General features: G+C 69.2%; 15 protein-coding genes. 14 read left to right on the top strand and 1 reads right to left on the bottom strand.

Annotated features, from left to right (window positions below; genetic code table 11):
- Window positions 1–12: 12 nt before the first annotated feature.
- The 14 genes from ACFYT9_RS15635 to ACFYT9_RS15570 all read left to right on the top strand — a co-directional run bounded on the left by ACFYT9_RS15635 (window position 13) and on the right by ACFYT9_RS15570 (window position 12,739).
- Window positions 13–660, top strand: coding sequence for an L-threonylcarbamoyladenylate synthase (locus ACFYT9_RS15635; protein ID WP_376597092.1), 648 nt, complete (start codon window positions 13–15; stop codon window positions 658–660).
- Window positions 657–1,301: a protein-tyrosine-phosphatase gene (locus ACFYT9_RS15630; protein ID WP_376597090.1), complete on the top strand. Its 645-nt coding sequence runs from the start codon at window positions 657–659 to the stop codon at window positions 1,299–1,301. The genes ACFYT9_RS15635 and ACFYT9_RS15630 overlap by 4 nt, the downstream gene beginning before the upstream one ends.
- Window positions 1,302–1,403: 102 nt before the next feature.
- Complete coding sequence (gene glyA / locus ACFYT9_RS15625; RefSeq protein ID WP_376597088.1) at window positions 1,404–2,651, top strand: serine hydroxymethyltransferase; 1,248 nt, start codon at window positions 1,404–1,406, stop codon at window positions 2,649–2,651.
- A gap of 119 nt (window positions 2,652–2,770) precedes the next feature.
- Window positions 2,771–4,084, top strand: a complete 1,314-nt coding sequence (locus tag ACFYT9_RS15620; protein ID WP_376597086.1) for an MraY family glycosyltransferase — start codon at window positions 2,771–2,773, stop codon at window positions 4,082–4,084.
- Between the two features lie 284 nt (window positions 4,085–4,368).
- Complete coding sequence (locus tag ACFYT9_RS15615; protein WP_376597084.1) at window positions 4,369–4,782, top strand: hypothetical protein; 414 nt, start codon at window positions 4,369–4,371, stop codon at window positions 4,780–4,782.
- 225 nt (window positions 4,783–5,007) lie between these two features.
- On the top strand, window positions 5,008–5,817 hold the full coding sequence (gene atpB, locus ACFYT9_RS15610) for a F0F1 ATP synthase subunit A (RefSeq protein ID WP_376597082.1): 810 nt from the start codon (window positions 5,008–5,010) through the stop codon (window positions 5,815–5,817).
- A gap of 90 nt (window positions 5,818–5,907) precedes the next feature.
- A complete protein-coding gene (atpE, locus tag ACFYT9_RS15605; RefSeq protein WP_006346597.1) occupies window positions 5,908–6,138 on the top strand; it encodes an ATP synthase F0 subunit C in 231 nt (76 codons plus the stop codon).
- Between the two features lie 45 nt (window positions 6,139–6,183).
- A complete protein-coding gene (locus ACFYT9_RS15600) occupies window positions 6,184–6,729 on the top strand; it encodes a F0F1 ATP synthase subunit B (RefSeq protein ID WP_376597081.1) in 546 nt (181 codons plus the stop codon).
- Window positions 6,726–7,541: a F0F1 ATP synthase subunit delta gene (locus ACFYT9_RS15595; RefSeq protein WP_376597079.1), complete on the top strand. Its 816-nt coding sequence runs from the start codon at window positions 6,726–6,728 to the stop codon at window positions 7,539–7,541. Before ACFYT9_RS15600 ends, ACFYT9_RS15595 begins: the two co-directional genes overlap by 4 nt.
- A gap of 137 nt (window positions 7,542–7,678) precedes the next feature.
- Window positions 7,679–9,277, top strand: a complete 1,599-nt coding sequence (gene atpA, locus ACFYT9_RS15590; protein WP_376597078.1) for a F0F1 ATP synthase subunit alpha — start codon at window positions 7,679–7,681, stop codon at window positions 9,275–9,277.
- A gap of 20 nt (window positions 9,278–9,297) precedes the next feature.
- Window positions 9,298–10,215, top strand: a complete 918-nt coding sequence (locus ACFYT9_RS15585) for a F0F1 ATP synthase subunit gamma (RefSeq protein ID WP_376597076.1) — start codon at window positions 9,298–9,300, stop codon at window positions 10,213–10,215.
- Complete coding sequence (atpD, locus tag ACFYT9_RS15580; protein WP_030762231.1) at window positions 10,215–11,657, top strand: F0F1 ATP synthase subunit beta; 1,443 nt, start codon at window positions 10,215–10,217, stop codon at window positions 11,655–11,657. The genes ACFYT9_RS15585 and atpD overlap by 1 nt, the downstream gene beginning before the upstream one ends.
- A 113-nt stretch (window positions 11,658–11,770) precedes the next feature.
- On the top strand, window positions 11,771–12,145 hold the full coding sequence (locus tag ACFYT9_RS15575) for a F0F1 ATP synthase subunit epsilon (RefSeq protein ID WP_031006240.1): 375 nt from the start codon (window positions 11,771–11,773) through the stop codon (window positions 12,143–12,145).
- Window positions 12,146–12,292: 147 nt separating this feature from the next.
- Window positions 12,293–12,739 carry a DUF2550 domain-containing protein gene (locus ACFYT9_RS15570; RefSeq protein ID WP_150233122.1) on the top strand — a complete coding sequence of 149 codons (447 nt, stop codon included), beginning with the start codon at window positions 12,293–12,295 and terminating at the stop codon, window positions 12,737–12,739.
- Between the two features lie 71 nt (window positions 12,740–12,810).
- On the opposite strand, the gene ACFYT9_RS15565 is transcribed toward ACFYT9_RS15570, so the two are convergent.
- Window positions 12,811–14,568: a glycosyl hydrolase family 18 protein gene (locus ACFYT9_RS15565; protein WP_389163876.1), complete on the bottom strand. Its 1,758-nt coding sequence runs from the start codon at window positions 14,566–14,568 to the stop codon at window positions 12,811–12,813.
- Window positions 14,569–14,725 lie beyond the last annotated feature (157 nt).

The following is a 14,725-nucleotide window of genomic DNA, read 5'->3' as shown; positions in this document are numbered from 1 at the left end:
GGAGCGCGACTGATGGCACGCCGCTACGACTGCAACGAGTCGACCGACCGTGCGACCGGCCTGCGCGAAGCCGCGTCGGCCGTCCGCCGCGGCGAGCTCGTCGTGCTCCCCACCGACACCGTGTACGGGCTCGGCGCGGACGCCTTCTCCGGCGAGGCCGTCGCGGACCTGCTCGCCGCCAAGGGCCGGGGCCGCACCATGCCCACGCCCGTCCTCATCGGCTCCCCGAACACCCTCCACGGCCTCGTCACCGACTTCTCCGAGCACGCGTGGGAGCTCGTCGACGCCTTCTGGCCCGGCCCGCTCACCCTCGTCGCCCGCCACCAGCCGTCCCTCATGTGGAACCTCGGCGACACCCGCGGCACCGTCGCCATCCGCATGCCGCTGCACCCGGTCGCCATCGAGCTGCTCACCGAGGTCGGCCCCATGGCCGTCACCTCGGCCAACACCACCGGGCACCCCGCGCCGGAGGACTGCGACGCCGCCCAGCAGATGCTCGGCGACTCCGTCTCCGTCTACCTCGACGGCGGCCCGACGCCCGGCATCGTCCCCTCCTCCATCGTCGACGTCACGGGCAAGGTCCCGGTGCTGCTGCGCGAGGGCGCGCTGTCACCGGAGGAGCTCCGCAAGGTCGTACCCGACCTCGAGGTGGCCAGTTGACCGCCCCTGAGGGGCGTGGCATAGCGGGGTACGAGCCCGTCGGCACCTTCCGCATCCTCCACGTCAGCACCGGCAACGTCTGCCGCTCGCCCATCACCGAGCGGCTGACCCGCCACGCCCTGGGCGAGCGGCTCGGCGACGGACTCGGCCGGGGCCTCATCGTGGAGAGCGCCGGCACCTGGGGCCACGAGGGCGCCCCCATGGAGACCAACGCGGAGCTGGTCCTCGCCGACTTCGGCGCCGACCACAGCGGCTTCGTCGGGCGCGAGCTCCTCGACGAGCACGTCATCCGCGCCGACCTCGTCCTCACCGCGACCCGCGACCACCGCGCGCAGGTCATCTCGATGGGCCACTCGGCCGGCCTGCGCACCTTCACCCTGAAGGAGTTCACCCGGCTGGTCCGCGCCATCGACCCCGCCACCCTCCCGGACCCCCGCGACGGCGTGGTCGAGCGCGCGCGCTCCCTGGTCCGCGCCGCCGCCGCTCTACGCGGGTGGCTCCTGGCCCCCTCCGCCGAGGCCGACGAGGTCAACGACCCCTACGGCGCCCCCATCACCGTCTTCCGCTCCATCGGCGACGAGATCCAGGAGGCCCTGGACCCGGTGGTGACCGCCCTGACGGGCGTCCCGACGCGGCGCTGAGGCGTCCGGGGACGTGCCCGCACGGCGCTGAGGCGTCCCGGGGGCGCCCTGGGGTGGCCGGGCCTACATTGGGGCTACGTCCCTCCAGGCACGGAGTCAGCCATGTCGGTCAGCGCGCCCCCAGAAGAGGTCCTCGACGTCCTGCGGCGGCAGGACCCCGAGATCGCCGACGTGCTGCTCGGGGAGGCCCGGCGGCAGGCCGAGACGCTCCAGCTGATCGCGGCGGAGAACTTCACCTCGCCCGCGGTGCTCGCCACGCTCGGCTCACAGCTGGCCAACAAGTACGCCGAGGGGTATCCGGGCGCCCGGCACCACGGCGGCTGCGAGTACGCCGACGCGGCCGAGCGGATCGCCGTGCAGCGGGCCACCGCGCTCTTCGGAGCCGATCACGCGAACCTGCAGCCGCACTCGGGCTCCTCGGCCGTCCTGGCGGCGTACGCGGCCCTTCTCAGGCCCGGTGACACGGTCCTCGCCATGGGTCTGGACCACGGAGGGCACCTCACCCACGGTTCGCCCGCGAACTTCTCCGGCCGCTGGTTCGACTTCGTCCCGTACGGCGTCGACGCCGAGACCGGTCTCATCGACTACGAGCAGCTCGCGGCGCTCGCCCGCCACCACCGGCCCAAGGCGATCGTCTGCGGCTCGATCTCCTACCCCCGCCACCCCGACTACGCGCTCTTCCGGGCCGTCGCCGACGAGGTCGGCGCCTATCTGATCGCCGACGCCGCCCACCCCATCGGACTCGTCGCCGGGGGAGCGGCGCCCAACCCGGTCCCGTACGCCGACGTCGTCTGCGCCACCACTCACAAGGTGCTGCGCGGGCCGCGCGGCGGGATGGTGCTGTGCACGGCGGAGCTGGCCGAGCGGGTGGACCGGGCGGTCTTCCCGTTCACCCAGGGCGGTGCCCAGATGCACACCATCGCGGCGAAGGCGGTGGCCCTGGGGGAGGCGTCCACTCCGGCGTTCACCGGGTACGCCCATCGGGTGGTCGAGCACGCGCGCGTGCTGGCGGCCGCGCTCTCCGCCGAGGGCTTCGCGCTGACCACCGGCGGCACCGACACCCACCTCATCACCGCCGACCCCGCACCGCTCGGCGTCGACGGCCGCACCGCGCGGTCCCGGCTCTCCGCGGCCGGCATGGTCCTCGACACCTGCGCCCTGCCGTACGGGGACGGGCGCGGCATCCGGCTCGGCACCGCCGCGGTCACCACCCAGGGGATGGGCGCCCCGGAGATGGCGCGGATCGCCGCCCTGTTCACCGTGGCACTCCGCGACGAACCGGAGGAGACGGCTCGGGCAAGGGCCGAGGTACGGGAGCTGACCAGGAGTTTTCCCCCGTATGGACGGTGAGTGCGAGACGTCCGGAGGGTGGCCGCAACCGTTCGGGCACCCCTGGTGTCTCCAACCACATGGACGGCACGGCTAGGGTGTGGGGCTGAGATGGCCAGCGATTCCTGTGGGGACAGCCCGTGCGTGATTACCTGCTGACGCTCTGTGTCACGGCCGCGGTGACCTATCTGCTGACCGGTCCGGTGCGGAAGTTCGCCATCGCGACCGGCGCGATGCCGGAGATCCGCGCGCGTGACGTACACCGAGAACCGACTCCGCGGCTCGGTGGCATCGCCATGTTCTTCGGGCTGTGCGCGGGGCTGCTGGTCGCCGACCACCTCCAGAACCTCAACAGCGTCTTCGAGCAGTCGAACGAGCCGCGCGCGCTGCTCTCCGGCGCCGCGCTGATCTGGCTGATCGGCGTCCTGGACGACAAGTTCGAGCTGGACGCGCTGATCAAGCTGGGCGCGCAGATGATCTCGGCCGGCGTGATGGTGGCGCAGGGTCTGACGATCCTGTGGCTGCCGATCCCCGGCGTCGGGACGGTCGCGCTGACCCAGTGGCAGGGCACGCTGCTGACCGTGGCCCTGGTCGTCATCACCATCAACGCGGTGAACTTCGTCGACGGCCTCGACGGTCTCGCCGCCGGCATGGTCTGCATCGCCACCGGAGCCTTCTTCCTGTACGCCTACCGGCTCTGGTACGGCTACACGATCGAGGCCGCCGCCCCCGCGACCCTCTTCGCCGCGATCCTGATGGGCATGTGCCTGGGCTTCCTGCCGCACAACATGCACCCGGCGCGGATCTTCATGGGCGACTCCGGCTCGATGCTGATCGGCCTGATCCTGGCCGCCTCCGCCATCTCCATCACCGGCCAGGTGGACCCCGACACCCTGAAGATCTTCGAGGGTTCGACCCGTGAGGCGACCCACGCGGCCATCCCGGTCTTCATCCCGCTGATCCTGCCGCTGACCATCATCGCGATCCCGATGACGGACCTGATCCTGGCGATCGTGCGGCGCACCTGGAAGGGCCAGTCGCCCTTCGCCGCCGACCGCGGCCACCTGCACCACCGGCTCCTGGAGATCGGCCACTCGCACAGCCGGGCCGTGCTGATCATGTACTTCTGGTCGGCGCTGATCGCCTTCGGCGCGCTCGCGTACTCGGTCCACTCGACGTCGATGTGGATCGTGCTGGTGATCACGGTGCTGAGCGCCATCGGTCTGGTGCTGCTCCTGCTGCCGCGCTTCTCGCCGCGGGCGCCCCGCTGGGCGGAGGCCGTCGTCCCGCCGCGGTACCGGCGCCGCAAGCCGCTCCCGGAGCCCGAGCCCGAGCACGCCGCGGTCGAGGAGGAGGAAGAGCGGGTTCCGGTGCCGGCCGGGCTGCACGGCTCGACGGCCATCGGTCACCGCTCGCGCTTCTCCGACCGGAGGAAGGCCGGAACGCGCGGTTGACGGTCCTCCGTCGTCGACCACCGAATGCCTCAGCAGGGGCCAATACCAGACAAGACGCCTCGCTGTCGCGCACAACCGCGCGTTGTAACCCTCATGTGTGACAGTTGGCACACCCCATGTGTAAAGAACTACTCAAATAGTTTGTGATACCGTTCACGAGACCCGGCGACAGTGCCGAAAGACCGTAGTGCGACGGTCTGTTGGCCCCGAGACCCACCTCGGACCGGGCTTACGCTCGTCCCTGACGACACCATCGCCCCCTCCATCACAGCGGAGACACCGCCATGCCTTCCAGCGACGCACGCCTCCTTCTCTCGGCCGTCGTACCCACTGCCGTCGTCGGCGCCATCGCCACGGTGATCAGTGGAATCGTCGCCGGCGGGAAGGGCGCTATCGGCGCCGTCCTCGGCACTCTGGTCGTGCTCCTCTTCATGGGCATCGGGATGTTGGTGCTGCAGCGGACGGCCAAGAAGCTTCCGCAGCTGTTCCAGGCCATGGGGCTCTTGCTCTACACGACCCAGCTGCTGGTTCTCTTCGTCTTCCTGGCCTTGCTGAAGAGCACCACGGTGTTCGACTTCAAGGCCTTCGCCTTCACGCTGCTCGCGGCGACCGTGGTGTGGGTCGCGGCTCAGGCCCGTGCCTACATGAAGGCCAAGATCGCGTACGTCGAGCCCGAGAAAACGGGTCCGAAGTCGTGAAGGGTAGGGCCGGGATAAAGACGCGTTCGGCTTCCTGCTATCGTCCGGTGCCAACTGCGGCACTGCGGGCGCGGGCATCCGAAGCGGCGCCTGTCCCAGCGCGAGGCTCGATGCCGACCCGCCGCCCCCTTATCCGTAAGACCAGTCCAGTGCCGACCCGCGGCTGCGCGCCGCGCCGACACAACGAGGTTGCCGTACCTATGCGCCACGCTGAAGGAGCCCGCGGTGAGTGCTGACCAGACGCTTGCCTTCGACCCGGATTGCCACATCTTCACCGGATGCGGCTTCCCGGCGCCGGGCCTGCACACGTTCATCTACGAGCCGGTCGCGACGTGGGGCAGCTTCGAGCTGACCAAGCCCATGCTGCTCGCCGTGCTCAGCTCCGTCGTGGTGGTCGGTTTCTTCTGGGCGGCCTTCCGCAAGCCGAAGCTGGTCCCCGGCAAGATGCAGATGATCGGCGAGGCCGGTTACGACTTCGTGCGCCGCGGCATCGTCTACGAGATCATCGGCAAGAAGGACGGCGAGAAGTACGTCCCCTTCATGGTGTCGATGTTCTTCCTCGTCTGGATGATGAACCTCTGGTCGATCATCCCGCTCGCCCAGTTCCCGGTCACCTCGCTGATCGCCTTCCCGGCGGCCCTCGCGCTGATCGTCTACGTGCTCTGGGTCTCGCTGACCTTCAAGAAGCACGGCTTCGTCGGCGGCTGGAAGAACATCGTCGGCTGGGACAAGTCCCTCGGCCCGATCCTCCCGCTGGTCGTCGTCCTCGAGTTCTTCTCGAACCTGATCATCCGGCCCTTCACGCACGCGGTCCGACTGTTCGCGAACATGTTCGCCGGTCACCTGCTGATCGTGATGTTCTCGCTGGCTTCCTGGTACCTGCTCAACGGCATCGGGATCGTGTACGCCGGCACGTCCTTCGTGATGGTCCTCGTGATGACCGCCTTCGAGCTCTTCATCCAGGCCGTCCAGGCGTACGTCTTCGTCCTCCTGGCCTGCAGCTACATCCAGGGCGCGCTCTCCGAGCACCACTGAGCCCCCTGCCACGGACCAGCTCCACCACCCATCCCGCAGTCTCCGGTGGCCAACCCCCACCGGGTCCTTGAAAGAGAAGGAAGAACCGGCATGTCCGCTCTCCAGACCCTTGCTGCTGTCGAAGGCAACGTCGCCGCCATCGGTTACGGCCTCGCCGCGATCGGCCCCGGCGTCGGCGTCGGCATCATCTTCGGTAACGGCACCCAGGCCCTCGCCCGCCAGCCCGAGGCGGCCGGCCTGATCCGTACCAACCAGATCATGGGTTTCGCCTTCTGTGAGGCGCTCGCCCTCATCGGCATCGTCATGGGCTTCGTCTACTAAGCCTGCTTTCTCGACGACAGCCACATTTTCACGGAAGGCACTGATGTGAACGCTCTGCTTCTTGCGGCCGAGGGGGAGCCCCAGCCCCCCCTCCTCCCGCATCTTGACGAGCTCGTCATCGGCCTGATCGCCTTCGTCATCGTCTTCGGCTTCCTCGCCAAGAAGCTCCTCCCGAACATCAACAAGGTTCTGGTCGAGCGCCGCGAGGCCATCGAGGGTGGCATCGAGAAGGCCGAGTCGGCCCAGATCGAGGCTCAGAGTGTGCTGGAGCAGTACAAGGCACAGCTTGCCGAGGCCCGCCACGAGGCCGCGCGTCTCCGCCAGGAGGCGACGGAGCAGGGCACCGCGATCATCCAGGAGATGAAGGCGGAGGGCCAGCGCCAGCGCGAGGAGATCATCGCCGCCGGTCACTCGCAGATCGAGGCCGACCGCAAGTCCGCGACCGCCTCGCTGCGTCAGGACGTCGGCAAGCTCGCGACCGACCTGGCCGGCAAGCTGGTCGGCGAGTCCCTCGAGGACACCGCCCGCCAGAGCCGCACGATCGACCGCTTCCTCGACGAGCTCGAGGAGAAGGCGGAGGCCGTCCGATGAACGGAGCGAGCCGTGAGGCACTGGCCGCCGCCCGCGAGTCCCTCGACGCGCTGACCGACAACACCTCGGTCGACGCGGCGAAGCTGGCGGACGAGCTGGCCGCAGTAACCGCCCTGCTCGACCGCGAGGTGTCGCTGCGCCGGGTCCTGACCGACCCCGCGCAGGCGGGTGAGGCCAAGGCCGAGCTCGCGCAGCGACTCCTGAACGGTCAGGTGGGCGGGGAGACCGCGGATCTGGTCTCCGGGATGGTTCGGTCCCGCTGGTCGCGCTCGCGTGACCTGGTCGACTCGGCCGAGGAGCTGGCGAACACCGCCGACCTCACCGCGGCCCAGAAGGCGGGCGCCCTCGACGACGTCGAGGACGAGCTGTTCCGCTTCGGCCGGATCGTGTCCTCCAGCACCGAGCTCCGCTCGGCGCTGACGGACAAGACCGCCACGGCCACCGCGAAGGGCGAGCTGCTCCGCAGCCTGCTCGGCGGCAAGGCCCACGCCACCACCGAGCGCCTGGTCGTCCGTCTGGTGACCCAGCCCCGGGGACGTAGCCTGGAAGCGGGACTCGAGTCCCTGTCCAAGCTCGCCGCGGCGCGCCGGAACCGGATGGTCGCCGTCGTCACCTCGGCGGTGCCGCTGTCCGACCAGCAGAAGCAGCGCCTCGGCGGCGTCCTCGCGAAGCTGTACGGCCGCGAGATGCACCTGAACCTGGACGTGGACCCCGCGGTCCTCGGCGGGATCTCGGTGCGGGTCGGTGACGAGGTCATCGACGGCACGGTCTCCGAGCGCCTCGGCGAGGCGAAGCGGCGACTGGCCGGCTGACGGCACCCGCCGCCGGCAACACAACACGCATCACAGCGGCCCGGTTGGGCCGTGCAGAGATTGCAGAAGATTCCTGGGGGTCGGCCCCCAGACCCCTTAAGAAACTTCGGGCCCAACAAGGAGAGCAGGGAACCCAGATGGCGGAGCTCACGATCCGGCCGGAGGAGATCCGGGACGCGCTGGAGACCTTCGTCCAGTCGTACCAGCCGGACGCGGCCTCGCGCGAGGAGGTCGGCACGGTCAGCCTGGCCGGTGACGGCATCGCGAAGGTCGAGGGTCTTCCCTCGGCCATGGCGAACGAGCTGCTGAAGTTCGAGGACGGCACCCTCGGCCTCGCGCTGAACCTCGAAGAGCGCGAGATCGGTGCGATCGTTCTCGGTGAGTTCAGCGGCATCGAGGAGGGGCAGTCGGTGCAGCGCACCGGCGAGGTCCTCTCCGTCGGCGTCGGTGAGGGATACCTGGGTCGCGTCGTCGACCCGCTCGGCAACCCGATCGACGGTCTCGGCGAGATCGCGCACGAGGGCCGCCGCGCCCTCGAGCTGCAGGCCCCGGGCGTCATGGCCCGTAAGTCGGTCCACGAGCCCATGGAGACCGGCTACAAGGCCGTCGACGCCATGACCCCGGTCGGCCGCGGTCAGCGTCAGCTGATCATCGGCGACCGCCAGACGGGCAAGACCGCCCTGGCCGTCGACACGATCATCAACCAGCGCGACAACTGGCGCTCGGGCGACGTGAACAAGCAGGTCCGCTGCATCTACGTCGCCGTCGGCCAGAAGGGCTCCACCATCGCGTCCGTGCGCGGCGCCCTGGAGGAGGCCGGTGCGCTCGAGTACACGACGATCGTCGCGGCCCCGGCGTCCGACCCGGCCGGCTTCAAGTACCTCGCCCCGTACACCGGCTCGGCCATCGGCCAGCACTGGATGTACGACGGCAAGCACGTCCTGATCATCTTCGACGACCTGTCGAAGCAGGCCGACGCCTACCGCGCCGTGTCGCTGCTGCTGCGCCGCCCGCCGGGCCGTGAGGCCTACCCGGGTGACGTCTTCTACCTGCACTCCCGTCTGCTCGAGCGCTGTGCCAAGCTCTCGGACGACCTGGGTGCCGGCTCGATGACCGGTCTGCCGATCGTCGAGACCAAGGCCAACGACGTCTCGGCGTTCATCCCGACCAACGTCATCTCCATCACCGACGGCCAGTGCTTCCTGGAGTCCGACCTGTTCAACGCCGGCCAGCGCCCGGCCCTGAACGTCGGTATCTCGGTCTCCCGTGTCGGTGGCTCCGCCCAGCACCCGGCCATGAAGCAGATCGCCGGTCGCCTCCGCGTGGACCTCGCCCAGTTCCGTGAGCTGGAGGCGTTCGCCGCCTTCGGTTCCGACCTGGACGCGGCCTCGAAGGCGCAGCTGGAGCGCGGTCAGCGGATGGTCGAGCTGCTCAAGCAGGCTCAGTACCAGCCGATGCCGACCGAGAACCAGGTCGTCTCCGTCTGGGCCGGCACCACGGGCAAGATGGACGACGTCCCGGTCGCCGACATCCGTCGCTTCGAGGCCGAGCTCCTGGCGTACCTCCGCCAGAACCACTCCGGTCTCATGACCTCCATCCGCGAGGGCAAGAAGATGTCGGACGACACCCTGACGGCCGTCGCCGACGCCATCGCGGAGTTCAAGAAGCAGTTCGAGACCTCTGACGGCAAGCTGCTCGGCGAGGACGCCCCTGCCGCCGTCAACGTCTCGAAGTGACGACGGAAGGGACCTGACTCATGGGAGCGCAGCTCCGGGTCTACAAGCGTCGCATCAAATCCGTCACCGCGACGAAGAAGATCACCAAGGCGATGGAGATGATCGCCGCCTCGCGCGTGGTCAAGGCTCAGCGCAAGGTGCAGGCGTCGACCCCGTACGCCACCGAGCTCACCCGCGCGGTGACCGCGGTGGCCACGGGTGCCAACGACAAGCACGCGCTGACCACCGAGGCCGAGAACCCGACCCGTGCCGCGGTTCTGCTCCTGTCGAGCGACCGCGGTCTGGCCGGCGCCTTCAACTCCAACGCCATCAAGGCGGCGGAGCAGCTCATCAAGCGGCTGGAGGGTGCGGGTCGCGAGGTCGACGTCTACGTCGTCGGCCGCCGCGGCATCGCGCACTTCAACTTCCGTGAGCGCAAGCTGGCCGACACGTGGGCCGGCTTCACGGACGAGCCGTCGTACGCGGACGCCAAGAAGATCGGCGCGCCGCTGATCGAGGCGATCGAGAAGGCCACGGCGGAGGGTGGTGTGGACGAGCTCCACATCGTCTACACCGAGTTCGTCTCGATGATGACGCAGACGGCGGTCGAGGCCCGGCTGCTGCCCCTCAGCCTCGACGAGGTCGCGAAGGAGGCCGGCGAGTCGGACACGCTCCGTCCGCTGTACGACTTCGAGCCGTCGGCGGAGGACGTCCTGGACGCCCTTCTGCCGCGCTACGTCGAGAGCCGCATCTACAACGCGCTGCTCCAGTCGTCGGCGTCGAAGCACGCCGCGACGCGGCGTGCGATGAAGTCGGCGACCGACAACGCGGGAGACTTGATCAACAACCTCTCCCGACTTGCCAACGCGGCCCGCCAGGCCGAAATCACCCAGGAAATCAGCGAGATCGTCGGTGGCACCGCAGCCCTGGCCGACGCGACCGCGGGGAGTGACAAGTAATGACGACCACTGTTGAGACGGCCGCCGCCACGGGCCGCGTCGCCCGGGTCATCGGCCCGGTCGTCGACGTGGAGTTCCCCGTCGACGCGATGCCGGAGATCTACAACGCCCTGCACGTCCAGGTCGCCGACCCGGCCGAGGAGGGCGCGCTCAAGACGCTGACCCTCGAGGTCGCGCAGCACCTGGGTGACGGCGTCGTCCGCACCATCTCGATGCAGCCCACCGACGGTCTGGTCCGCCAGGCCCCCGTGGTCGACACCGGCGACGGCATCACGGTGCCCGTCGGCGACGTCACCAAGGGCCGCGTGTTCAACACGCTGGGCCAGATCCTGAACGAGCCCGAGGCGGAGTCGGAGGTCGGCGAGCGCTGGTCCATCCACCGCAAGGCCCCGGCGTTCGCGGACCTCGAGTCGAAGACCGAGATGTTCGAGACCGGCCTCAAGGTCGTCGACCTTCTCACCCCGTACGTCAAGGGTGGAAAGATCGGTCTGTTCGGTGGTGCCGGTGTCGGCAAGACCGTTCTGATCCAGGAAATGATCATGCGTGTGGCCAAGCTGCACGAGGGCGTTTCCGTCTTCGCCGGCGTCGGCGAGCGCACCCGTGAGGGCAACGACCTCATCGCGGAGATGGAAGAGTCCGGCGTTCTGGACAAGACCGCCCTGGTCTTCGGCCAGATGGACGAGCCCCCGGGCACCCGTCTCCGTGTGGCCCTCGCCGGTCTGACCATGGCGGAGTACTTCCGCGATGTGCAGAAGCAGGACGTGCTGTTCTTCATCGACAACATCTTCCGCTTCACCCAGGCCGGTTCCGAGGTGTCGACCCTGCTCGGCCGTATGCCCTCCGCGGTGGGTTACCAGCCGAACCTGGCCGACGAGATGGGTCTCCTCCAGGAGCGCATCACCTCGACCCGTGGTCACTCGATCACCTCGATGCAGGCGATCTACGTCCCCGCCGACGACCTCACCGACCCGGCGCCGGCGACCACCTTCGCCCACCTCGACGCGACGACGGTTCTCTCCCGTCCGATCTCCGAGAAGGGCATCTACCCGGCCGTGGACCCGCTGGACTCCACGTCCCGGATCCTGGACCCGCGCTACATCGCGCAGGACCACTACGACGCCGCCATGCGCGTCAAGGGCATCCTGCAGAAGTACAAGGACCTCCAGGACATCATCGCGATCCTCGGTATCGACGAGCTCAGCGAGGAGGACAAGCTCGTCGTGCACCGTGCGCGTCGTGTCGAGCGCTTCCTGTCGCAGAACACCCACGCCGCCAAGCAGTTCACCGGCGTGGACGGTTCGGACGTTCCGCTGGACGAGTCGATCGCCGCGTTCAACGCGATCTGCGACGGCGAGTTCGACCACTTCCCGGAGCAGGCGTTCTTCATGTGCGGTGGTCTTGAGGACCTCAAGAACAACGCCAAGGAGCTCGGCGTCTCCTGAGCCCCGTGCTCGCCCGGAGGGGGCGGGAGCCGTTCCCGCCCCCTCCACCACGCCCCCTAGAATTGATCCCAACACCCGGCAGCACCGCCGGGTGGTGACCCGAGGAGCCACCCTTGGCTGCTGAGCTGCACGTCGAGCTGGTCGCCGCGGACCGGAGTGTCTGGTCCGGCGAGGCCACCCTGGTCATCGCGCGTACCACCTCCGGCGACATCGGCGTCATGCCCGGTCACCAGCCGCTGCTCGGTGTGCTGGAGTCGGGCCCGGTGACCATCCGTACGAGCGAGGGCGCCACCGTCGTGGCCGCCGTCCACGGCGGTTTCATCTCCTTCGCGGACGACAAGCTGTCGCTCCTCGCGGAGATCGCCGAGCTGGCGGACGAGATCGACGCCCAGCGCGCCGAGCGCGCGCTGGAGCGTGCCAAGTCGGACGAGGACGCCGCCGCCGAGCGGCGCGCCGAGGTCCGGCTGCGCGCGGTAGCGGTCCGCTAGCGGACCCGCGACCGAAGAGTAGTGCCCTCAGCCGCGGCACGGCTGGAATGTTCCAGACCGTGCCGCGGCTGAGGCGATGCATATGCAGGTTGTATTCGGTTCGGCCGGCGGCGCCGGTCACGGGACGCAGCGAGGAGGTCGGTGAAGATGTTCCTCGCTCTGCTCGTGTGCGGCCTGGTCGTCGCACTGGTGGTGATCGGGCTCTTCGTCTTCGGCTTGCGCCGCAGGCTGATCCAGCGGGCCGGCGGCACCTTCGACTGTTCGCTGCGCTGGGACGTCCCGGAGGAGCCGGACCTGTCCGGCAAGGGCTGGGTGTACGGCGTGGCCCGGTACAGCGGTGACGAGATCGCCTGGTTCCGGGTCTTCTCGTACGCGCCCCGGCCGCGCCGTTTCCTGGAGCGCTCGGCGATCGTGGCCCTGGAGCGCCGGATGCCGGAGGGCGAGGAGGAGCTGGCGCTCCTCTCCGACTCGGTGATCCAGCCCTGCATGTACAACGGCGTCCGGCTGGAGCTCGCGATGAGCGAGGACGCCCGGACCGGTTTCATGGCCTGGCTGGAGGCGGCGCCGCCCGGGCAGAGGGTGAACGTCGCCTAGGCGTACGTATACGTGTACGAAGGCGGGGGACGGTGTGCTGCACCGTCCCCCGCCTCGTCGTTCCCGGGGTGTTAGCTCAGGCCGCCGTTGATGGCGTTCACGAGCTCGCCGTTCGTGGTGTCACCGCTGAACTCCCAGAAGAAGGCTCCGCCGAGGCCCTGGTTCTTGGCCCAGCTCATCTTGGAGTTGACGGTGGCGGGGGTGTCGTAGCTCCACCAGTTGGTGCCGCAGTGGGCGTAGGCGGTGCCGGCGACGGTGCCGTTGGCCGGGCAGGAGTTCTTGAGGACCTTGTAGTCCTCGATGCCCTGCTCGTAGGTGCCGGTGGCCGGTCCGGTCGCCGTGCCGCCAGGGGCGGACTGGGTGACGCCGGTCCAGCCGCGGCCGTAGAAGCCGATGCCGAGGAGCAGCTTGTTGGCCGGGACGCCCTTGGCCTTGAACTTGGCGATCGCCTCGGCGGAGTTGAAGCCCGCCTGCGGGATGCCGGGGTACGCGGTCAGCGGGGAGTGCGGGGCCGTCGGACCCTTCGCCGCCCAGGCGCCGAAGAAGTCGTACGTCATCACGTTCAGCCAGTCGTAGTACGGCGCGGCGCCCGCGTAGTCGGCGGCGTCGATCTTGCCGCCGGCGGAGGCGTCGGCCGTGACGGCCGCGGTGACCAGGTTGTTGGCGCCGAACTTGGCGCGCATGGCCTGCATCATGTTCTTGAAGGACGCGGGGCCGCTGGTGTCACAGGTGAGACCGCAGGCGTTCGGGTACTCCCAGTCCAGGTCGATGCCGTCGAAGACGTCGGCCCAGCGCGGGTCCTCGACCAGGTCGTAGCAGGACTGGGCGAAGGCGGCGGGGTTCTGCACGGCCTGGCCGAAGCCGCCGGACCAGGTCCAGCCGCCGAAGGACCAGAGGATCTTGATGTTCGGGTACGCCTTCTTCAGCTTGCGCAGCTGGTTGAAGTTGCCGCGCAGCGGCTGGTCCCACGTGTCGGCGACGCCGTCGACGGACTGGTCGGCGGTGTAGGCCTTGTCGTAGTCGGCGTAGGCGTCACCGATGGTGCACTTGCCGCCCTGGACGTTGCCGAAGGCGTAGTTGATGTGGGTGATCTTGGACGCGGAGCCCGAGGTCACGATGTTCTTCACGTGGTAATTGCGCCCGTAGACGCCCCAGTTGGTGAAGTAGCCCAGCTTGACGGCCTTCGGCGGCGGCGGGGTGTCGCCGCCCGTGGTGCGCACCGGGGTCGGGCCGGCGGCGGGACCGGTCTGGTCGATGGTGTCGCGGGCGACGACCGAGTAGGTGTAGTCGGTGCCGGCGGTGAGGCCCTGGTCGGTCCAGTTCAGGGCGGTGGTGGTGGTGACCTTCGTGCCGTCGCGCAGGACGTCGTAGTTCTTGACGCCCTTGTCGTCGGTGGCCGCGCCCCAGCTGAGCTTCACCGAGGTGTTGGTGATGTCCGAGGCGACCGGGGTGCCGGGTGCGGAGGGCGGGTTGTCGCCCGGGGGAGTGGAGCCGTCGCAGGAGGCGCCGTTGATCTTACAGCCGGTGGGGGCGCCGGGTCCGGCGCCGTTGTAGCCGAAGGAGACGGAGGCGCCGGGGGCGAGGGTGCCGTTCCAGCCGACGTTCTTGGCGGTCCAGTGGTCGCCGCTGTTGGTGACGGTGGCGTCCCACGCGGAGGTGACCCGGGTGCCGGAGGGGTAGTCCCACTCCAGGTTCCACGAACTGATCGTGGTGGTGCCGGTGTTCTTGATGGTCCAGTTGGCGCCGAACCCGCTGCCCCAGTCCTGGGTCTTGGTGTAGGTCGCCGTGGCGGAGGTGGCCGCCTCCGCGGGGGTGGCGAGGCCGACCATGGCGGCGAGCGGGAGGGTCAGGGCGGTCAGGGCGGCTGCGGCCCGTGCCCTGAAACCTCTTCGGCGCGTCGGTGCTTGAGTGCTCAACGGTGCTCCTCAAGTTGCGGACGTTCTGGGTGGGGGTGGTCCGAGAGAGTTGCGCGCGCCCCGCGAGCGT

It is taken from the genome of Streptomyces sp. NPDC004435 (assembly GCF_042873895.1).
Taxonomy (GTDB): domain Bacteria; phylum Actinomycetota; class Actinomycetes; order Streptomycetales; family Streptomycetaceae; genus Streptomyces.
Note: the sequence above shows the minus strand (reverse complement) of the source record. Positions and strands in the feature narration are given on the sequence as shown.